Raw genomic sequence first — 20,300 nt, 5'->3', positions numbered from 1 at the left:
TAGAAAAATCAGCTTTCCTCTACAATATAGATGGGAACCTTGCCGTGTGGGATACCCGCCCGTCTGCCGTACCACTCGCTGAGGACCCGGTGAAGCACCACAAGAAGGAGCACCGCTATCGCCAGTAGCACCCAGCCGTTCCTTAGTCCAGCGGCGAAGAGCAGAAGCATCACTGCACCAACGACACCCGCGGTGAGGGCGTAGGGTATCTGAGTGTTCACATGGTCGATATGGTCGCAGCCAGAGAACATCGAGCTCATGATGGTTGTGTCACTGATCGGGGAGCAGTGGTCACCAAATACTCCACCCGCAAAGACTGAGGCAATGCTGGCGTAAACAATCGGGCCAAAGCTTCCACTAAGCTGGTAGGAGAGCGGAACCGCTATAGGCATCATTATCGCGAAGGTTCCCCAGCTCGTTCCAGTCGTGAACGATATGAACGCTGCCACCACAAAGATGACGAAGGGAACCAGTCCAGGGGAGAGCACGTTTGAGGCCACCCTGACTATGTAGTCAGCAGTTCCAACGGCGTCGCAGGCACTCTTGATGCTCCACGCGAGGATGAGTATCATCATGGCGAAATGCATCTGCTTCATTCCTGCGACCAAGGTGTGCTCGACATCTTCAAGGGTCATTATCTTCATAGCCAAGACGAGCGCCATTGCAACTATGACCATTGAGAACGAACCCCACACGAGGGCCCACGTCGAGTCTGCATTCGACAGAACCTCCTGGAATCCTCCCTCTGCATAGGCAGCACTTCCACCTCCGGTGATCCACAGGCCGAGGAAGGTCATGAGAACCAGTGCTAGGACGGGTAGTATGAATACCCAGACGCTTTCCTTGCCCCCTATAGGCATTCCAACATCGACCTCGGTGGTCATCATCGGCTGGGCGCCGTCGCGGAGCACTTTACCCTCCTTTCTGGCTCTGTACTCGGCCTTCAACATCGGACCGTAGTGCCTGTGAGTAGCTGCTACGAGGTAGACAAGGATGACCGCGAGGATTGGATAAAACCTGTAAGGCCAGCTCGCGAACCAAGCCGAGTAAGCGCTTATGTTTTCGCCCACACTTGCTATGGCGTCCTTTAGGAGTCCAAGCTCGTAGCCTATCCACGTTGAAACCACGGCCAGAACTGCCACCGGGGCGGCGGTGGAATCGTCAGCGTAAGCCAGGAACTCCCTCGAAACTCTTGCCCTGTCGGTGATGGGCCTCATGGTGTTTCCGACAATGATTGTGTTCGTGTAGTCGTCGAAGAATATTATGGTACCAAAGATAGCCGCCATCAATGAAGCGGCCCTGCTAGTCTTGACCTTCCGAGTTACGGCTTTGGCGATGGCGTTCATTCCACCCGCTTTGTATATAAGTGCAACACCGGCACCAATGAGTGCGTCGAACAACAGTATTCTAGTGTTCCACAGATCTGTCATGATCTGGCCGTCTTCTTCCCATGCTGAAGCTATGTTAAAGACTATCCACTTCAGTGTCTCAGTGGTTGCACCTACTGGATCTCCACCTGCAACCAGAAATCCACCTACCCACACTCCAAAAAACAAAGCGAATAAGACCCTTTTGGTGAGTATTGCCAAGCCTATAGCCACCAGAGGCGGCAAGAGTGAGAGCACTCCAAAGTCTGACATGGTCATCCCTCCTTACAGTTCCAGCAACCATCCGCTATCCTGCAAGTCCCGAAACTGGAGCACTCGAGGAATAATCGAAACGTTTTTATGTTTTCTGTAACAAATATTTCAAAATAGTCAAGTTTTGTTATATTTGAAACAGTTTATTTAGAACGATTTACCGCATCCTTCTTATCAGCTCTTCTAGAATTTGGTATGCCCTTGGGGCGTCTTTTCGGTCAATTACAAAGATCGTGTCTTTGTAGCAGGAAATCACTTGAGTTATATTTATCCCGTTTGATGAGAGTGCTGATGTCATGAAGGCCACTACACCAGGAGTTTCAATTATTCTCCCTGGGCTTATTATGGTGAGTGCCGTTTGATCCCTCAGTATGCTGACGGTTTCTCCCACCAATTGACACACTTTTTCCTCATCTTCACTTGCAATAACGATTGTAAATGTTTCTCTCCCTTGGGTCAGTTGGAGGAATCGTGACTCACTCATTATCTCGGAGATATCTTTTATAACTCCAGTAATGCGCTCCTTTGAAACCGTTATCACGCTCACGTCTGACTGTAACTCTATGATGCTGTTCCCGATAACCTCCCTAACCCTGCCTTCCAAGAGGGATTTTTCTTTTTTGAGCTCTTCGCCGAGCCTTATCAGTGCCATTTTAATGGCAGGAATCGAAGAGTCCAGATCAAGCTCCTCAGCAAGAAGTCTCGCAAGGGCGCTATAGTTAACAATTCCCAAGCTCATGCACTCCCTCACAAAGGGCCTCCTCATTATCTCTTCCCGTATAACGTCGGTTATACTCCTCCTCTCATCACTCATAAGCTTCACCCACCAAGAGCTGACCTTGTAAAAGAAATTTAACGGGGGTTTCACCCCAGAGCCACTTCTTTCCACTTCTCCCTCGTCCTCTTCCAGCAGCCTGGCGGCATGAGCTCTCCTTCAGGACAGTAACCAAGCTGAACGCACCTCGGCCCGAGCTTGGCCCACCTGATTATCGGCCTCAGCTCTTCGTTCTTGGCGATTTCTCCCAGCATCTTCCAGGCGACATCCCTTATCTCCCACTGGGCCCGCTCACAGGCTCTAAGGCCGAGGAAGTGCTTTAGCTCGCGAAGGTTCATGGTTACGACGATTTTGGTCCTCACCGCCTGGGGAAGGATGAAGCGCGCGTCCTCCTGGTGGACCCCAGCTTTGTAGGTTTCCTCGTATAGTTGAATCGTCTCCCTCATAAGTTTCTTCCATTTCTCGTAGAGTTCTGGGTTTTTCTTAACGCTTTCCGGGATAACAAAGGTCTCTTCAACATCCCTGGGATTTATCTTGATGTACCTCATAGACTGCTGGGTGTAGCTAGCTATCCTGTGGCGGACAAGCTGATGGCTGCACACACGAGAACAGCCCTCTATCGCGAACGTAAGAACCGCGTGTTCAAGAATCGACTCGTGACCATAGCCGAGAATCCTCGGGAGATGCATCTCAACGTCTTTTTCGCCCAGTCTCTCGAAAGCTTCTGTCTCCCATTCGTCCCAGTAGCTTATCAGTGCTGCCCAGGTGACAGTTTCGAGGGGTTTTTTCGTATAATTGACAAGTCTGACCTTGATTCCATCTCTCATGAGCGCCACCGAAGGTAAAACCGCTTCAGGTTTATTAGGTTTACTCGGAGAGACATGGGAATTAAAAACATGGTAAAAAGAGAAATCAGATGGCCGGAGAAGCCTCTTCCTTCCCAGGAACCTCGTCCGGGAGGGAGAAGAAGGCCACAACCTCAAGGATGGCTGCTATGACTATCAGCAGGGCTCCTATCATTATTAGCAGCAGGATTGCGCCGGCTATGTAGAGAAGTGCTACAGTGTGGAACATGCCAACACCGGTTTCCTCTGCTATCATGTCGTAGCTCTGCTTCATGAACCAGACTCCGACGATCATCAGGACAACTGCTATTATGCCGCCTATACCGAACGATGCCATGCCAATCTTCTCGCGACCGCTCATCATTGGGATGAACGCTATGAACAGTATTATGCCGGCTATTATGTTTAAGATCGCCGCCCAGAGGTACTTGCTGAATATCTCCTCATTCCCCGTGGCCTCGGATATATTCTTCACGGCCAGCAGCTTCAGTATGAAGCCTATAAAGCCAAGTCCCACGATACCCAGCAGGGCACCAACCCCACCGAGAATTTTGGCATTGCTAAGCTTCCCCATGAGCCACACCTCAAGGTATCTGTGGTTTCAATCTTATAAAAGGCTTTCTACTTTGAACCATAAATTTTTGGACACATCTCCATCGGAAAGACACCGATGGCATAAGTAATCCATTGATGTCCATTACGTTTGGAAAGCTCCAGAGCGTTAATGCTCAAAAGATTTCAGCAGGAAGCAGATTTATTCGACGAAAGGGTTATTAAAACCGAGCGCCAGCTTTAAGCGGTGATGCACATGGTGGTTAGCCTAGCCGGAAGAGACCTTCTCTGCCTCCAGGACTTTACGAGGGAGGAGATTGAGACCATTCTCAAGACGGCCGAAATGATGAAGATCTGGAACAAGATTGGAAAGCCGCACCGCGTTCTCGAGGGCAAAACTCTCGCTATGATATTCCAGAAGCCCTCGACCAGGACGAGGATTTCCTTCGAGGTTGGAATCTACCAGCTCGGCGGTTACGGTCTCTACCTCAACGCCAACGACCTCCAGCTGAGGAGAGGCGAGACCATAGCCGACACCGCGCGCGTTCTCAGCCGCTATGTGGATGGAATAATGGCTCGTGTTTTCGACCACCAGGACGTCGTTGACCTCGCCAAGTATGCCGACGTTCCGGTCATCAACGGTCTGAGCGACTTCTCCCACCCGTGCCAGGCTCTCGCCGACTACCAGACCATACTCGAGAAGAAGGGCAGGATTCAGGGGCTTAAGGTCGTCTACGTCGGCGACGGAAACAACGTCGCCCACTCCCTCATGATAGCCGGAACCAAGCTCGGTGCCCACGTCGTGGTTGCTACTCCAGAAGGCTATGAGCCTGACAAGCGCGTAATCAAGTGGGCCGAGCAGAACGCGGCCGAGAGCGGCGGCTCGTTTGAGCTCCTCCACGACCCTGTCAAGGCCGTTAAGGACGCCGACGTTATCTACACTGACGTCTGGGCTTCAATGGGTCAGGAGGCCGAGGCTGAGGAGAGGAGGAAGATATTCAAGCCCTTCCAGGTGAACAAGGACCTCGTCAAGCACGCCAAGCCGGACTACATCTTCATGCACTGCCTCCCGGCCCACAGGGGCGATGAGGTTACTGACGACGTCATCGACAGCCCGAACAGCGTCGTCTTCGACGAGGCCGAGAACAGGCTCCACGCCCAGAAGGCGGTTATGGCTCTGGTTATGGGTGGAATTAAGGTCTGAGCTTTCTTTTCCCTATTATCTTCGAAAAAGGGCTAAAAGTTTAAAATTCTCCGCTCAAACTCTATTCATGCTAGAAAGACTCTTCAGCCTCGGCTACTCCAAGACCTTCGCGGAGCGCTATTACCAGCTCTGGGGTGAGAGGGCCCTAGCAATAGCGGAGGCCATGGAAAAGCCCCTTCCAAGATGCTTCCGCGTGAATACTCTTCGCGTTGAGATTCCAACGCTCACGAAGCTCCTCAACAAGAAGGGCTTTCAGTTCAGGCGCGTTCCGTGGGCTCGGGAAGGCTTCTGCCTCACGCGCGAGCCTTTCTCGATAACCTCTACGCCTGAATACCTGAGCGGCCTCCTCTACATCCAGGAGGCCAGCTCGATGTATCCTCCCGTGGCTTTAGACCCGAAGCCCGGAGAGATTGTAGCAGACATGGCCGCCGCCCCCGGTGGAAAGACAAGCTATCTCGCTCAACTCATGAAGAACGAGGGTATCATTTACGCCTTTGATGTTGGAGAAGAGCGGTTAAAGGAGACACGCCTGAACCTCTCTCGCCTCGGGATCACCAACACGATACTCATTCACAAGTCCTCACTCCACATGGGTGAGCTTGGCATCGAGTTCGACAAAATCCTTCTCGATGCCCCATGCACAGGCTCCGGCACAATCCACAAGAACCCAGAGCGGAAGTCCAACAGAACTATGGAAGATATAAAGTTCTGTCAGGGACTGCAGATGCAGATGATTAAGGTCGCCCTTGAAAACCTCAAGCCGGGTGGAATACTCGTCTACTCAACCTGTTCCCTCGAGCCGGAAGAGAACGAGTTTGTGATCCAGTGGACTCTCGACAGCTTTGACGTCGAACTTCTACCTCTCAGATACGGGGAGCCTGCCCTGATCAAGCCCTTCGGAGTCAAGCTGAGCGGAGAGATAAAGAAGGCAAGGCGCTTTTACCCTGACAGACATGGAACCAGCGGCTTCTTCGTGGCAAAGCTCAGGAAGCTTTAGGGAAAGTTTTTATCAGATATAGTCATAGAGATAAAGTAGCTAAACTAGGAGGGGTCATTGATGAAATTGAGAATCGATAGGTTTTTGGAATCTCCCACTCTAGGGGATACAATTTTAGTTAGATACCTCCCAACCGACCATCCGGAACTCCTGTTTTACAGTACCGTCAGGCACGCGCTTGAAAAGGAAGAGAACGTAATTATTGTAGATGCTTTCAGCACGTTCCACATTTTTACTACATTTCTTGCATTGAGTGGCAGGGACGTCACTTTTTTGAAGGACATACCCACAGTTAGAATCGGGGGCATCGCCCAAGAGGGAAGAGTCGTATCAACCATCAATCCATTCAACGATGTATCCATCTTTGCTCGAGAGTTCGCCAGGAAAATTGAAGAGATTGCGACTCCAGGGACCAGGATTTTCTTCCTCGGGGCTGGAAAGCTCTTATCAATCTGGGAGAACAACCCCTACGACCTGAGTAGGTTCTTCATTGAGTTGGTCATGAAAACCCGTATCAAGAAGAGATTCCACAGTGTCATCTTTGCCAATGTAGGGGTACTGAGGCCTGAAACTTTCGAGAAGCTGGAGTTTTACCTTCCAATTATCCTTGAGATCAAAGAGGGCGGAAAGAAAGCTGAGATCATTAAGCATCTTCGTCTGGAGTTCGTTGGTTTGGAGGTGGTACCATGAAAGCTCTGGAAGATTTTGTGAGGTCGTTCAAAATGGGAGAAACTGTAACCGTTGAGCTGTCATCATGTTCACCGCTTCATCTTATTTTCTATAGTGCCCTTAAGTTCGCGCAGGAGAAGGGTACGAACGTTCTGATCCTAGATGGGTTTGACCGGCTAGCAATCATTGTTCAAGACCTTAAGAGCGTCGGCATTGATGTCGATCTAGACAATCTTGATGTTATAAAAGGTGGGGGAACGCTAAGAACAGGAAACATAATAGCACACATTGATGTGTCCCACGACGAAAGGGTTTACATTAGAAAGTACAGGGATACGTTCCGCAGGTACCTCAGTTCTCATTCTAAAACTGTGTTGCTTGTCCTTGGGTTGGAAGAGTTCGTTATGAAGAGCAACGCCGGAATTAGGGATGAGATGTTCTTTATGGACCTTCTCAGATCCTTTCTTAACGTCCCCCAGAGAATCGCGGTTTATTTCATCAACCCCAGCCTGATCAGCGAGCGTGCGCGGGCTCAGCTGGAAGAGCTCTCCACAAGGGTTATCTCAGTGGAGTGCTCCAACGGCATATTGGTAAAAATCAAGAAGAGCATAAAACCCGAGGAACAGGGAGTCGAGATACTTGTACCCATGGACCATATTATCGAGTCAGAGCCCCATCAAGGATCTTGAGCCTCTCTCTAACTTCATCGCTTAATAGGGATTCGAGCTCCTCCCTCGCTTTTTTTGAGAGTTCGAACTTCTCCAAGCCCTTTGAAACACTTACCCAGCTTATCTTCCTACCCTCGAAAAAGACATCTATGTCGCACAGCCTCTGGTAGCCCACGTACTCAAGCCCCTTCAGTAGGAACTTCACCCGGAGAGGGTCTTCCCACGTCAGCAGCTTGAGCTTGTAGATCGGAACGCGCATAAACGGCCTCGGGTAGTCCCAGTCCCAACCCTCCGCAACTATGAATCCCAGGTCGAGGTCTTCTATGACCATCATGAGCCTCTCTATGTTCTCATTGTAGCGCTTGTCTGTATCGTAGATTTTTATTGTGATATCTTTCCACTCCGGCATTAACTTCATTAGCAGTACCGGAGCGTCTATGCTAAGCTCGCGATAAACGCTGAGGAAGTCCTTCTTTATGAGAACGGCCCCCTTTATGTCCTCCGGCCCTATTGGGGAGTTGAGCTTCTTCTCAGTTACTGCTATTATCGTATCGCTTGCTTCTCCTTTGTCGAGTGCCGTTTTGATGTTCATTATCTCCCCATTGTATTTCTCCGCGAGCAGTTTGAGGCCTTCTTTGACGTTGGCAGGTACGCGTATCATTATTATGGTACTCTCTATGTGGACTTTCTCCACGGGTAGAGCTCGGTTTATGACCTCGCTCAAGACAACAGAAGCGTGTCTGTCGATGAGAAAAGCCATCTCCGGCGGAATCGTCTCCTTCTTCCACTCGTCTGTGACGAAGACTACGGTCTCAAACTCATTGCTCTCGCGTATCGCATCTTCGATGGATATCTCTTCAACTCCAAAAATCTCACCGAGACGGGACTTTACAGCCCCTACGTCTTTGGTTCTTAAAAAGACCATCAAGGGCCCAAAACGCAGGAACCTCATCACATACCCCTCCAGAGTTTGTAGCCCCTATCAAAATCCGTTCCTGATGGATATTTCACCCGACAAGTCCTCCTACTCGGGAGTAAGACAAAGTTAACCCCAAGAACACCGTTCAGACCTCTCTCAATCAGCTTAAAGTTGTGACCATAGAGCCTAAAGTCAGCTTCAAGGCTGACGACGTCTTTCCAAGTATGACCTAGGGCAAAGCGGAAACCCTCTATTTCCACGGTGCTCCCCGGTTCGACAATACTTTCGCCGAAAAACTCGCGCACTATCTCCGGATCATCTTCGTTGCCAGAAACAACGTAGATTACTGCATCAGAATCCTTTAAAATTCGTGCGAGCTTTCTAAGCGCCTCCCGATAGAGGGGCTTCAACTCGGGCCTTCTCTCGAGCTTTATGTTATCCGCAAAATCTCCAGTGTGGATCAGGTAGTTCGGTTTCGTCTTCTCGATGAGCTCTTCGATGAAGCGGTAGGAACTTTCCGGAGTGTCGCTTACGTGCATGACCTTGACTTCGTCGGATGACGCGAGCAGCTCCAGTACCTTTTTCCGGAAGGTTGGGAGTCTGATGGGCATCTTAGGAATTAGGAGCAGGGCTTATATATACCTTCGCCAAGGTTCTCTCCGGTGTTACCATGAAGGTTCTCGTTCTTGGAGCTGGAAACGTTGGAAGGGCAATAGCCTGGGATTTAAGAGACGAGTTCGAGGTCTGGGTAGGGGACAGGAGTGAGGAGAGGCTGAACTCCGTTAAAGACTTCGCTGAGACTGTAAAAATAGATGCCTCGAACTTCGATTCCCTCGTGGAAACCATGAAGAGCTTTGAGCTCGTCGTTGGAGCTCTGCCCGGGAGGTTTGGCTACTCCTCGGTCAAGGCCGCCATAAAGGCGGGCGTTGACATGGTGGACGTCTCATTCATGCCCGAGAACCCGCTGGAACTACGCGAGGAGGCAGAGAAAGCACAGGTTACAGTCATTTTTGATGCGGGCTTTGCTCCGGGCTTGAGCCACATACTTATGGGAAGAATATGGCAGGAGATAGACGAGCTTAAGGAAGGCTACATCTACGTCGGCGGTCTTCCCAGGGAGCCCCGCCCACCGCTGTATTACAGAATTACATGGTCACCTAAAGATCTAATTGAAGAATACACGAGGCCGGCGAGAGTGATAAGAAACGGAAATGTTACGGCAGTTGACCCGTTCGAGAAGATCGAGAGAGTAACCGTTGGTGACTTCGAGTTTGAGGCTTTCGTGAGCGACGGTCTGCGCTCTTTATTAGAGAGCGTTAAAGCTGAAAAGCTCGAAGAGTGGACACTCCGCTGGCCGGGACACCTCGAGAAGATGAAAGTTTTAAGGGAGCTGGGATTCTTCAAGTCGGAGCACATAGACAAGACACTGGAAGTTATAACTCCCCTGATGACCTATGAGAGCCCGGACTTCTCGATAATGCAGGTCGTTGGAAGGGGGATCCTCGACGGCAAAAAGAAGGAAATCGGCTACCTCCTCTACGATGAAGAGAAAGAGGGATTCACGTCCATGGCCAGAGTCACGGGCTTTACCGCTGCGATAGTAGCACGTCTCGTCGCCGAGAAGGGCTGCATCTTTGGTGTTATACCTCCGGAGATACTCGGAATGCGCATAGACACCTTTACACGGATCACTGAGGAACTTGCCGAGAGAGGAATAACGCTGGAGAGGTGGGAGAATGCTCCACCTGGTGATAGCTGACTCCGAGCTGGAGCTGGCTCCAAAGTCGATAGTTGATCACCCAGCGATAGTCAACTACGCCAAGAGGAGGAACAAGAAGCCAGAGGAAGTACTCCTGGACAGCACTTACCACCACTCGGCGCTCAAGAAGCTCGAAGACGGTGAGAGGCGCGGGAGGCCAGACATAGTGCACGTCTGCCTCCTCAACGCGCTTGAGAGCATAGCGAACAAGGAGGGCAAGCTCCGCGTTTACGTCCACACGAGGAACGACGAGGTGATTTACATCAAGCCAGAGACAAGGATTCCGAGGAACTACAACCGCTTCGTTGGTCTGATGGAAAGTCTCTTCAAGAACGGTGTTGTGCCTGAGGGACTTGAGCTGCTTCGCATGGAGGAGAAGAGCCTGGCTGAGCTCATCGACGAAATAAAACCGGACGGAGTCTTCGTCATGCACGAGAACGGGGAGTCCATGAAGCCTCAGGAGTTTGGAAAGGTCCTTGCAGGACTCCAGAGCCCGCTGGTGGTTGTCGGAGGATTTCCCCACGGAGACTTCAGGAGTGAAATTCCCGGAAAGAAGATAAGCCTTTACAAAGCCCCATTGATGGCATGGACAGTTGTGAACGAGATAATCATCAACTTTGAGCATTGGGTTCTCTGAAAAGGGTAGAAGGGCTACATAATGTTTTTATATTTTGCCGATGTTTAATTCTTTTAGGCCTCTTGAAACAACTCCAACTATCTCCTCGGGGGTGTAATTCGATGAGGAAAATAAGCGTCCTTATGGCGTTCTTAATAACGGGCTACATTCTTGGGATATGGAACTTCCTTGTTTTGCCTAAATACTACATAACCTTCGGACTGAAGGGCTTTCTGATCTCGCTGATTCCAATGCTGATAGCGCTGTTCCTAATCTACAGTGAAGCTGAGAGCACCAAGCGGACGAGGTACCTCATCTACGAACTGTTCTTTAAGATAGCAAGAACCCCGGCGCTGATCTTCACACTGGTGATGTTTCTTCTGATAATGCTCGGCATAACTACTTACTACTCCGCCTACAGCCTCGTGTACATCTTTGGAATCGGAGCGAAATACGTCCCAGTTATTGCAGTTGGCACAATCATACTCTCCGTAATTCTTCTCCTGATGGCGAAGGGCAAAACCTTGGAGTTCATCTCTGTTGTATCTATCCTATTCGTGCTATTCGCCATAGTCTCGGCAATCCTCGTTAGGAACCAAGCCCTCAGCACCGTTACAGCCCCACAGGCCGTCCAGTATATGAAGATGGCAGTGTCATCGATAACTTCATTTGACCAGTCCCTGACATTCAGAGGAGTCCTCTACATGCTCGTTTCCGTGCTTGTTTCCTTTGGCATTGGTGCTGGAGTCTACTACGTGATAGGAAGTTTCACTCCTGAAGAGCTTGACCTCAAGAAGGTTCTTGGCATAGTGTTCATACTTCAGATAATCCTCAGCTTCGCGGCCGCATTTACCGTCGCCTACTCCCTCGGTGCGGCCTATCAGGGATTTGGAAAGGCTTTCCAGAACCCAAACATCCCCGCGGAAGAGTCTATGAACCTTTATCTCAAGTTCCAGGATCTTAAAGAGTATGTCATCAACAGCGAGAAGAGCCCGATGGATTCCATTGAGGTCTTCTACTCCATTCCGGAGGTTCTCAGGGGCAACATAGCCCACGCCGACAGGTTAATCTATCTCCTCATGCTCTCGCTGTACTTCGCTGGCCTGACTACGATAATAGTCCTCATTGAGATGGGCAGTCAGATACTCTCTGAGGTCATGCAGTTGGACAGGAGCAAAAGCCTCACGTTTGTAGCCGTCCTCGGCATGATACTAGCCGGCGTCATGGTAGTGGGGGACATCAGGACGATGTTCCTCGTTGTGCCATTCAGCGTCGGGGCGCTCATAGCTGCAGTAGAGGCTTACCCGCTCCTCGCATCGGAGCTGACCCGCAACAACGGAATAGTGGCTGCAGTTATAGGAGTGCTCTTCCTCGCCGGCCTTATGACCCTTTACTACGCCATCAGAGCACCAGCCATCACCGTGAAGATAGGTGCACTTCTCGGCCTCGTCCTCTTCGTTCCGGTGTTTATGAACACCACGCTGCTGAAGAGCAGGCGCTGAGGTCTTTTCCTTTATTCAAAAATTTTTTAAAGACCCTTCCCAATCCCCCTTAGAACGCTTATGGGGGTCTGAAAAATGGGAGACAAGACCAAGGTTCAGGTTAGCAAGCTCAAGCCGGGAAGGTACATCCTCATCGATGGAGAGCCCTGCAGAATCGGCAACATAACCGTTTCCTCACCGGGCAAGCACGGTTCAGCCAAGGCCAGGATCGAGGCAGTTGGCATCTTTGACGGTAAGGTCAGAAGCATCGTTAAGCCCACCAGCGCTGAAGTTGACGTTCCGATAATCGACAAGAGAACCGCCCAGATCATCGCCATGACTCCAGACACCGTCCAGATTATGGACATGGAGACCTACGAGCTTTACGACGTCCCGATCGAGACCGGCGTCGCCGACGAGATAAAGGGCCAGCTCAAAGAAGGCATCAACGTCGAGTACTGGGAGACCCTTGGCAGGATCAAGATCATGAAGATAAAGGGCGAGTGATTCTCTTCTCGTCTTTCCTTCCATTTCTGCGCAACCTTTTAAACAGCTTATTTAATTCTCTCCGGAGGTGAGGGTATGGACTTCCTCTACACTTACGAAACACTTAAGCTCGAATTCCCTCTCGTTGAGCCTGAAGAAGCAAAATTCGTACTCCTCGGTGTCCCCTTCGATGGAACCACGAGCTTCAAGCCAGGAACAAGATTCGGGCCCACACTCATAAGGCACGCCACGCTCAACCTCGAGAGCTACATCCTTGACTATGACATAGACATAGCCGGGCTTCCAATAGCTGATATAGGAGATATCGCAGTCATAGCAGGTGATGCAAAAAAAACTGCCGAGCGCGTTAGGGAGACCATCGAGGAGCTGAAAAGAGTGAATCCGGAAGCGATACCGATAACCCTCGGCGGTGAACATTCAATAACCCTTGGTCCAGTGGAAGCGCTGAATCCGGCAAGCTACGTTGTCTTCGATGCTCACCTCGACCTTCGCGACCAGTACGAAGACAACCCCTACAGCCACGCCTGCGTCGCCAGAAGAATAAGCGAACTCGGCGTCAATGAGGCAATGTTTGGCATAAGGAGCGGGACAAAGGAGGAAGTCGAGTACGCCGAAGAGAACGGCATCGCTTGGGTTCACGCCAGGGACTACGATTTCGATGCATTCGTCGAACTCGTGAAGCCCCTGCCGGAGCCGGTTTACCTATCCATCGATATCGATGTTTTCGACCTCTCGCTCGTTCCATCAACCGGAACACCCGAAGCTGGCGGCTTGGCCTTCTGGGACATCATCGAGGCTATCGAGTGGCTGGCAGAAAACAAGAAAATTGCTGGCTTCGATATCATGGAAGTCGCCGGAACCGAACTGGGGGATGTAACTGCACTCACAGCGGCAAAGCTGCTCTTTTACTTCATTGGGGCTATGGGGAAGGGGCCATAGGGTTAGGAGGAAAGCCTGTAGCCGGCCGCCCTCATCTCTTTTTCAATGCTCCTTACCTCGAGAAGCCGTTTCCTGAGGAAGGGAACCCAGAGCGTTTCCACAATGACAGAGGCAAGCACGGTTATTATGGTGGCACTGAGGATTATTTCGCCCCACTGAACGAGCTGTGGATTGTTGTACGTAATTCCAAGCGTCAGAGGAAAGCTCGCCAAAGCCGCAGGAACAACACCTCTTGGGCCCTCAAGTGCTATGAACAGGTACTCCTTGAAACTGCGCCACCTAAGTATTGGGAGTGTGGCCAGAGGTCTGGCAATTAGCATTAAACCCAAAGCCACTGCGAGACCCGGCAGCAGGTGGGAAGTTATTATCGTCGGATCGAGGCTCGCGCCAAGGAGTGTGAAAATGAATATTGTAAATATCGTCGCCAGGCTTTCGTTGAAGTGAACCTCCCTCTCGACGGCGCGCATGATCCTCTTGACGGTTCCCGGATCATCTCTGAAGAAAACCTTGTGATTGCCCAGGACTATGCCAGTAACGGTTGCCACGAGGTAGCCCGAGGCCTGGGCAAACTCACCAAGGAGGAAGCCGCCGAAGGCCAGTGCCAGAGAGAATATAATGACCTCGGGAAAGTTCATTACCCTTGCTCTCTTGAGGATGCTGTAGCCCACCATTCCAAGGGCCACGCCAATGGCTATTGACATGAACATCTGGTAAAAGAAAAATAGCACCGCCGCGGGATAAATGCCAACGTAGCCAGCTATGCCCTCAAGAACCTTGGCACTCGAGGCCTCGGGAACGAGCAGGGCAACGGCAACAGAAGTGAGCACGATACCAAGCGGATCGTTGAAGATAGATTCCGTGACTATTATTGTCTCGATGTCTTCCCTAACGTGGTACTGCCTGAAGAGGGGTATGAGCGTCGCCGGGTCAGTTGCCCCAACTATTGCCCCGAAGAGGAAACCGACAACAAGGGGAACGTCAAAGATCCAAGAGAAGAAAAGCGCGGCGATAAGGGCGGTTATCAAAAGCCCCAGAGTGTCAAGGGTTATTATAGTTCCAAAGTTCCGTTTGAGCATCCTCCAGCTGAGGGTATGTCCTTCCGTAAACAGTATCATCACGAGACCGAACACACGGATGTAGCTGAACAGCTCGTGGGCAAGAGTTCTGTTGAGCAGCCCGAGGAGCGGCCCGACCAATATCCCGAAGAAAATGAAAAGCGGGATGTATGAGATGTTGAACTTCTTGCTCATCAGCAGGGACACGAGGCCTATACTCAGAACTACGAAGAAGACATAGGCCAGGAGATCCACGCTGGGAATCAGGACGTTCGATGCTCCCGTCATTCTGTATTCCTCCAGTATAGTTCTGACTCGCTTCCTGAATTAATTTATGTTCTGTACATTTGATAGCCCATCATTCCAGGCAAGTGTTATTCTATGTACATACCCTCCAGCCCGCGATAGTATGCCCTATATATGTCTTTTTTGGTAATAACACCTATAAGTTTCATATTCTCAAAGTTCTCCACAACAGGGAGGAGGTTTTGATCAGATTCAAGAAGCTTCTCCAGGGCATCTTGGGCCGTTTCCATTGGACAAGTAACAGCATAGTTTTTACGCAGAAACCTCTTGACCGGAAGTGCTTTAAGCTTCGTCGACTTTCCAAGGATGTCTTTAACACCAATTACTCCAACGACCCTGTGCTCATCGTTCACAACAGGGAAGCAGTCGTGGCCGGTTTTTGCTATCAGCTTTTCCACCCTGAAGAGAGTCTCATTCTCATGGACGTAGACCGGGATGGATGTCATTATTTCGCGGACGGAGATTGTCTCTAGGATAACTGGCTTGCCAGTCTTTACGTGGAGACCTTTTCTCTCAAGCTTGAGTGTGTAAACAGATGATCCCCTGAGAAAGGCTCTGGCAACAAGGAAGCTGAGTGTGGAAGAGAGCATTATCGGAGGCAGTATAGTGTAGCTCTTCGTCATCTCAGTTATCATGATGATTTGAGTAAGCGGCGCCTGGGTTATCGCGCTGAAGAAGGCCGCCATTCCCGCAAGGGCGTAGGACGATGGATGAACCGGCAGGGAGGGACAAAGATTCTGAACGAGTATTCCAAAGGCCGAGCCAAACATGGTTCCGATGTAGAGGCTCGGGGCGAAGATACCACCGCTGTAGCCGCTCGCTATGGAGAAGGTCGTCGCGGCCATCTTAACGAGACCGAGGGCTATGAGCATGGTGAGGGTCAGTTCGCCAAGCATAGCCAAGTCCATCCCTTTATAGCCAACCCCAAAGATGCCATAGTTTGGGAAGAACATGCCCATAACTCCAACTGCCATTCCACCGAGGAAAAGCCTGCCCTCAACCGGAAGTCTGCTTCCCTCGAACCTGTCTATAAGGGTGTAGAGGACCCTGATATAGACAACACCCATAAGTCCAAAGAGTATGCCAAGGGCAAAGAAAAAGAACAGCTCCGAGACATGATAGCTAAGCCCGGAGGGGATGGTTATCCCCGATGCGCTTCCAAGGATTAGAAGTGTCACCGCGTTGCCGACGATTGCGGAAAGAAATATAGGAACGAGGTTTATTGAGAAAGCCCCCATGTATATAACCTCAAGGGCAAACATCGCGCCGGCGAGGGGAGTGTTGAATGTCCCGGCTATTCCGGCGGCGAGACCACAGGTGGTGAGCAGCTTTTTCTTTTCCGGCGGAAGCTTGAGGAGCTGGGTAACACCAGAGGACATGGCGGCACCTATGAAGGCGATGGGCCCTTCCCTTCCGAGGCTTGCACCTGTGCCTATAGAGATTGAGGTGGCGATTATCTTCAGAAAGGCGAATTTTCCCCCGATGTTGCCGCTTCTGAATATGACCGCCTCAATGACCTCGGGAACTCCATTGCCTTTTATGTTGGGCGCATAGCGAACTAGGGGGGCTATAAGGAGGCCTCCCAAGGCCGGGAGGAAAATGTAGCCGAGGTTGTAGCCGTGGTATTCATAGGCGATTAGCGGAAGGAGAAAAGAGAAGAAAAGCTTTCCTACGGATGCCACCATGAGCCTGAAGAGCACGGCGCCTATACCACCAGCTAATCCAGCCAGGACTGCCAGTACTAGGACTGTGACCCACTTCCTGACGTAGCGCCGGCTCTCCCAGTCCATGGTTATCCTCGTGGAAGTTTTCAGCCGAAGAATGCCCCCATCATGTCCATCTGTTCTTCCGAGAAGCCCTTGACCTTGAACTCAGGAATCTTATCTTTCAGCTCTTCGTACTCTTCCTTCGTTATCTCTTCAGCCTTTCCGTCCTTCACACGATAGAAGATGCCGTAGTCCTCGTCGCGGTAGGCAACGAGAAACTCGTCAGCTTCAATGTCATCGAAGGCAACGAAGATGGCATTTCCACCTGTGTACGGCTTCTTGCACTTGAAGGGGAAGCTGGCGGAGTTTAGCATGGCATCACCGAGCATCTGGTTGGCCTTCTCACCGTTTATCTCGGTCCAGAACTTCCTCCCCTCGAAGTCTCCCTCGACGATGATAAGAAACCTCTTACCGTCGAGCTCGACTATCGGAACTCCCTTTTTCTGGAGTATCTTGAACAGCTCGCCGATGGTCTCGGCGTTTCTCAGAGAGGCAACGAATCCTTCGACTTTCATAGTTTCCACCGATTGAACCTATGGAGAAGCCGTTATAAAGCTTTAACCCCCTCAACCTTTGGTTGATGCTCATGCTCGTCGATGGAGACCTTCACATTCACTCGAGGTACTCGAAAGCGGTCTCGAAGTTAATGACCATTCCGATGCTGGCAGAGAATGCACGCTTCAAAGGACTCGGTCTTGTGGGCACGGGAGACATCTTGAACCCCAAGTGGGAGGAGGAGCTTCTGAAGTACACCGAAAAGATTGACGAGGGAACCTACGAGAGAAAGGGAATCCGCTTTCTGCTAACGACAGAGATCGAGGACAATAAGAGAGTCCATCACGTTCTCATCTTTCCGAGTATCGATGCCGTTTGCGAGATGCGGGAGGCGCTGAGACCATATTCAAACGACATCGACACCGAGGGAAGGCCACACCTCAACCTTTCGGCTGCTGAAATAGCTGACATTGCGAACGAGCTCGATGTTCTAATCGGCCCAGCCCATGCTTTTACCCCATGGACAGCACTGTACAAGGAGTACAACAGCCTGAAGGATGCCTATCAGGGGGCCAAAATTCACTTCCTCGAGCTCGGCCTTTCCGCCGATTCTGAGATGGCAGATAGAATAAAAGCCCATCACGGACTCACCTACCTCAGCAATTCAGATGCCCACTCCCCGATGCCACACCGACTCGGGAGAGAGTTCAACCGCTTCAATATCAAAGAGGCAACCTTTGAGGAGGTCAGGAAAGCCATCTTGAAGCGCGGAGGGAGAAGAATAGTCCTCAATGCCGGGCTTGACCCGAGGCTCGGAAAGTACCATCTAACCGCCTGTTCTCGCTGCTACGCCAAGTATTCACCAGAGGAAGCCAAAGCCTTCAAATGGAAGTGCCCCAAGTGTGGCGGGAGGATAAAGAAGGGTGTCCACGACAGAATTCTCGAGCTGGCGGATACAGAAGAAAGGCCCAAAGACAGGCCGCCCTACCTGAGACTTGCCCCTCTGGCTGAGATAATAGCGATGGTAATCGGCAAAGGTGTTGAGACGAAGGCCGTGAAGGCCATCTGGGAGCGCTTTTTGAAGGAGTTCGGAAGCGAGATTGAAGTCCTCGTTGACGTGCCTATCGAGAGTCTCGCGGAGGTTCACGAGGAGGTGGCAAAAGCGGTCTGGGCCTACAGGAAGGGCAAGCTGATAGTGATTCCAGGCGGAGGCGGAAAGTACGGAGAGATAAAACTGCCCGAGGAAATAAGAAAGGCTAGAATAGACGAGCTGGAGAGCGTTGAGGTGAAAGTGCCGAAGGAAGAATACAAGCCGAAGCAGACTTCGCTGATGAAATTTTTGAAAAACTGACCTCCTCCCCGCCCTAAAGGGCGAGGCTCTCAAGAGAAAAAGTAATAGGAAATCAAAGCATGAAGAGGGGCTTTATCAGAACCGCAACTACTGGAACGGCAATGTTATCATCGATGACTTTCTGATACTCGGCGAGCATCAGTATGCCAGACCAAGCAAACTTCATGACAACGTTCAGATCAGGCAGCATTACAAAGGCTATGATAAGGGCGCTGAGGATGTACCCCACGCTGCCGATCCAGTGCTTCCTGAGCTTGACGTTGAAGCCGTTCTTTTTGAAATAGTAGAACCTGAGCACACCAGTGATACCATCGCTGATGGCCATCACGAGCATTATCGCGGAGGCGTAGTTGACATCCATAAAGACCGCCATGGCGCTGAACATGATGCAGTAAAAGACCTCGCCGTAGTTGTCTCTTATCTGATACCAGTTGAGCTCCTTTTTCATTATATGGGTTATGAGCTGGACGATAGCAAAGACCATAACTGCTCCAGCAAGTTCAATGCCAGAAACAAGGCCTTCTCTGAACATGAGAATTGCCGGAACACTGCTGAAGTGGATTATCTTCCTGTTTACCCACGCATAGTCTTCTCCCAGCTTTTTCGTCAATGCTATCGCCAGCACAGGAAAGAACACCGCAAGTAGCAGATATTTTAACATCTTATTCCCCTCCGCAGTTGGGTGAATTAATCAAATTATCACAAATTTCATTTATAAATTTCTCGCTTTGTCTAGCAAACCTTCGACGGATGCCGAAAGCAATCCTAATAACTATCCCATCTGAACCTTGGCGTGATGTCCATGGAGCGCGAAATCATCGAACTCTTCATGAAATATCTCAAAAAGCAAGGTGATCTGCCACTCGGCGATGATGCAGGGGCACTGAGGATCGGTGATGAATGGCTGGTGGCGACAAATGACATGCTCGTGGGGAAGACAGACGTTCCGGATATAATGACGCCCGAGCAGGTTGGCTTTAAGGCCGTGACGATGAACGTGAGTGACATCGCGGCTATGGGAGCGAGACCAATAGGCTTCCTTTTCTCTTTAGGTGTTCCCCGAGGCTTTGATGGGTTATATCTTGAGGGAGTAGCGAAGGGAATAGGAAATGCCCTTGAGTTCTACGAGATTCCCGTCCTAAGCGCCGATACCAACGAGGCAGATGATCTGATAATAGATGGAATTGCACTCGGAAGAACCAGGCATCTGTTAACAAGGAGCGGAGCAAAGCCGGGAGACCTAGTCTGTATCACAGGGGATATCGGCAGGCCACTGGCAGGACTCCTCGTATGGAAGAACGATCTCGACGTTTCGCTCTCGACGAAAGAGATTCTATACGAGAAGCTCCTCGAACCGCGTGCAAGAGTAAAGGAGGGGATTAAAATAGGAAATTACGCAAACGCTGCCATAGACATCAGTGACGGTCTTGCCAAGGAACTCCATCTCGTAGCAGAGATGAGCGGCGTTAGGATAGAGGTGGATGCCTCAAAGCTCCCCATAATGGAGGAGGTTTTTGAAGTGGCCGAACTGCTCAGAAGGGATCCCCTTGAAATAGCCCTTGCAAGCGGGGAGGAGTTTGAGCTGGTTTTCACTATTCCTCCGAAATACACTGAGGAACTGAGTTTCGACTTCACAGTCATAGGTACAGTCCATAAAGGGGCCGGAGTGTTCATTACCACTGAGGAAAAACGGATGGAGGTTCCTCCTATAGGCTGGGAACACCTTGATAGCCGTTGAAGTGGGCATCCTCGCTTT

21 protein-coding genes are annotated in these 20,300 nt (G+C 50.7%); 11 read left to right on the top strand and 10 right to left on the bottom strand.

The genetic code is table 11. From position 1 onward, the window contains the following. Window positions 1-8: 8 nt before the first annotated feature. The 4 genes from TON_RS02285 to TON_RS02270 form a co-directional block, all read right to left on the bottom strand. Window positions 9-1,640 carry a Na+/H+ antiporter NhaC family protein gene (locus TON_RS02285; protein WP_012571396.1) on the bottom strand — a complete coding sequence of 544 codons (1,632 nt, stop codon included), beginning with the start codon at window positions 1,638-1,640 and terminating at the stop codon, window positions 9-11. Window positions 1,641-1,797: 157 nt separating this feature from the next. Further along, complete coding sequence (locus TON_RS02280) at window positions 1,798-2,454, bottom strand: DUF7523 family protein (protein ID WP_012571395.1); 657 nt, start codon at window positions 2,452-2,454, stop codon at window positions 1,798-1,800. Between the two features lie 50 nt (window positions 2,455-2,504). Beyond that, a complete protein-coding gene (gene thyX / locus TON_RS02275; RefSeq protein WP_012571394.1) occupies window positions 2,505-3,242 on the bottom strand; it encodes an FAD-dependent thymidylate synthase in 738 nt (245 codons plus the stop codon). 85 nt (window positions 3,243-3,327) lie between these two features. Next, window positions 3,328-3,834, bottom strand: a complete 507-nt coding sequence (locus TON_RS02270; protein ID WP_012571393.1) for a DUF996 domain-containing protein — start codon at window positions 3,832-3,834, stop codon at window positions 3,328-3,330. 234 nt (window positions 3,835-4,068) lie between these two features. On the opposite strand from TON_RS02270, the gene argF reads away from it, so the two are divergent. From argF to TON_RS02250, 4 genes are all read left to right on the top strand, one after another. After that, on the top strand, window positions 4,069-5,016 hold the full coding sequence (argF, locus tag TON_RS02265; RefSeq protein WP_012571392.1) for an ornithine carbamoyltransferase: 948 nt from the start codon (window positions 4,069-4,071) through the stop codon (window positions 5,014-5,016). Between the two features lie 67 nt (window positions 5,017-5,083). Then, complete coding sequence (locus TON_RS02260) at window positions 5,084-6,013, top strand: NOL1/NOP2/sun family putative RNA methylase (protein WP_048055030.1); 930 nt, start codon at window positions 5,084-5,086, stop codon at window positions 6,011-6,013. Window positions 6,014-6,073: 60 nt separating this feature from the next. After that, entirely contained in the window at window positions 6,074-6,703 is a 630-nt protein-coding gene (locus TON_RS02255) for a DUF257 family protein (RefSeq protein WP_012571390.1), read from the top strand. Beyond that, window positions 6,700-7,371 carry a DUF257 family protein gene (locus TON_RS02250; RefSeq protein WP_012571389.1) on the top strand — a complete coding sequence of 224 codons (672 nt, stop codon included), beginning with the start codon at window positions 6,700-6,702 and terminating at the stop codon, window positions 7,369-7,371. The genes TON_RS02255 and TON_RS02250 overlap by 4 nt, the downstream gene beginning before the upstream one ends. Here the strand turns inward: TON_RS02250 and TON_RS02245 are convergent. Both TON_RS02245 and TON_RS02240 read right to left on the bottom strand, forming a co-directional pair. Then, window positions 7,340-8,302, bottom strand: coding sequence for a hypothetical protein (locus tag TON_RS02245; protein ID WP_012571388.1), 963 nt, complete (start codon window positions 8,300-8,302; stop codon window positions 7,340-7,342). The genes TON_RS02250 and TON_RS02245 overlap by 32 nt on opposite strands. Continuing rightward, entirely contained in the window at window positions 8,302-8,880 is a 579-nt protein-coding gene (locus tag TON_RS02240) for a metallophosphoesterase (RefSeq protein WP_012571387.1), read from the bottom strand. The genes TON_RS02245 and TON_RS02240 overlap by 1 nt, the downstream gene beginning before the upstream one ends. Before the next feature lie 59 nt (window positions 8,881-8,939). Between TON_RS02240 and TON_RS02235 the strand changes: the two genes are divergently transcribed. The 5 genes from TON_RS02235 (at window position 8,940) to speB (ending at window position 13,571) form a co-directional block, all read left to right on the top strand. Beyond that, window positions 8,940-10,028 (top strand): saccharopine dehydrogenase family protein, encoded by a 1,089-nt coding sequence (locus TON_RS02235; RefSeq protein ID WP_012571386.1) that lies wholly within the window; start codon window positions 8,940-8,942, stop codon window positions 10,026-10,028. After that, a complete protein-coding gene (locus TON_RS02230; protein ID WP_012571385.1) occupies window positions 10,006-10,665 on the top strand; it encodes a 16S rRNA methyltransferase in 660 nt (219 codons plus the stop codon). The genes TON_RS02235 and TON_RS02230 overlap by 23 nt, the downstream gene beginning before the upstream one ends. 101 nt (window positions 10,666-10,766) lie before the next feature. Beyond that, window positions 10,767-12,146, top strand: a complete 1,380-nt coding sequence (locus tag TON_RS02225; protein ID WP_012571384.1) for a sodium-dependent transporter — start codon at window positions 10,767-10,769, stop codon at window positions 12,144-12,146. 75 nt (window positions 12,147-12,221) lie between these two features. Further along, complete coding sequence (locus TON_RS02220; RefSeq protein WP_012571383.1) at window positions 12,222-12,632, top strand: translation initiation factor IF-5A; 411 nt, start codon at window positions 12,222-12,224, stop codon at window positions 12,630-12,632. A 75-nt stretch (window positions 12,633-12,707) separates the two neighbouring features. Next, complete coding sequence (gene speB / locus TON_RS02215; RefSeq protein WP_012571382.1) at window positions 12,708-13,571, top strand: agmatinase; 864 nt, start codon at window positions 12,708-12,710, stop codon at window positions 13,569-13,571. 2 nt (window positions 13,572-13,573) lie between these two features. Here the strand turns inward: speB and TON_RS02210 are convergent, their stop codons facing one another. From TON_RS02210 to TON_RS02200, 3 genes are all read right to left on the bottom strand, one after another. After that, window positions 13,574-14,914: a cation:proton antiporter gene (locus tag TON_RS02210; protein WP_012571381.1), complete on the bottom strand. Its 1,341-nt coding sequence runs from the start codon at window positions 14,912-14,914 to the stop codon at window positions 13,574-13,576. Between the two features lie 86 nt (window positions 14,915-15,000). Then, a complete protein-coding gene (locus TON_RS02205; protein WP_012571380.1) occupies window positions 15,001-16,722 on the bottom strand; it encodes a chloride channel protein in 1,722 nt (573 codons plus the stop codon). A 20-nt stretch (window positions 16,723-16,742) separates the two neighbouring features. Then, window positions 16,743-17,213, bottom strand: a complete 471-nt coding sequence (locus TON_RS02200) for a hypothetical protein (protein ID WP_012571379.1) — start codon at window positions 17,211-17,213, stop codon at window positions 16,743-16,745. A gap of 71 nt (window positions 17,214-17,284) precedes the next feature. Between TON_RS02200 and TON_RS02195 the strand changes: the two genes are divergently transcribed. Then, window positions 17,285-18,544, top strand: coding sequence for a TIGR00375 family protein (locus TON_RS02195; protein ID WP_048055029.1), 1,260 nt, complete (start codon window positions 17,285-17,287; stop codon window positions 18,542-18,544). A gap of 52 nt (window positions 18,545-18,596) precedes the next feature. Here the strand turns inward: TON_RS02195 and TON_RS02190 are convergent, their stop codons facing one another. Beyond that, window positions 18,597-19,205 (bottom strand): diacylglycerol/polyprenol kinase family protein, encoded by a 609-nt coding sequence (locus TON_RS02190; protein ID WP_012571377.1) that lies wholly within the window; start codon window positions 19,203-19,205, stop codon window positions 18,597-18,599. Window positions 19,206-19,346: 141 nt separating this feature from the next. On the opposite strand from TON_RS02190, the gene TON_RS02185 reads away from it, so the two are divergent. Beyond that, window positions 19,347-20,282 (top strand): thiamine-phosphate kinase, encoded by a 936-nt coding sequence (locus TON_RS02185; RefSeq protein WP_012571376.1) that lies wholly within the window; start codon window positions 19,347-19,349, stop codon window positions 20,280-20,282. Window positions 20,283-20,300: the final 18 nt, after the last annotated feature.

This window comes from Thermococcus onnurineus NA1 (assembly GCF_000018365.1).
GTDB lineage: Archaea > Methanobacteriota_B > Thermococci > Thermococcales > Thermococcaceae > Thermococcus > Thermococcus onnurineus.
This window is presented reverse-complemented; position numbering and strand designations above follow the sequence as displayed.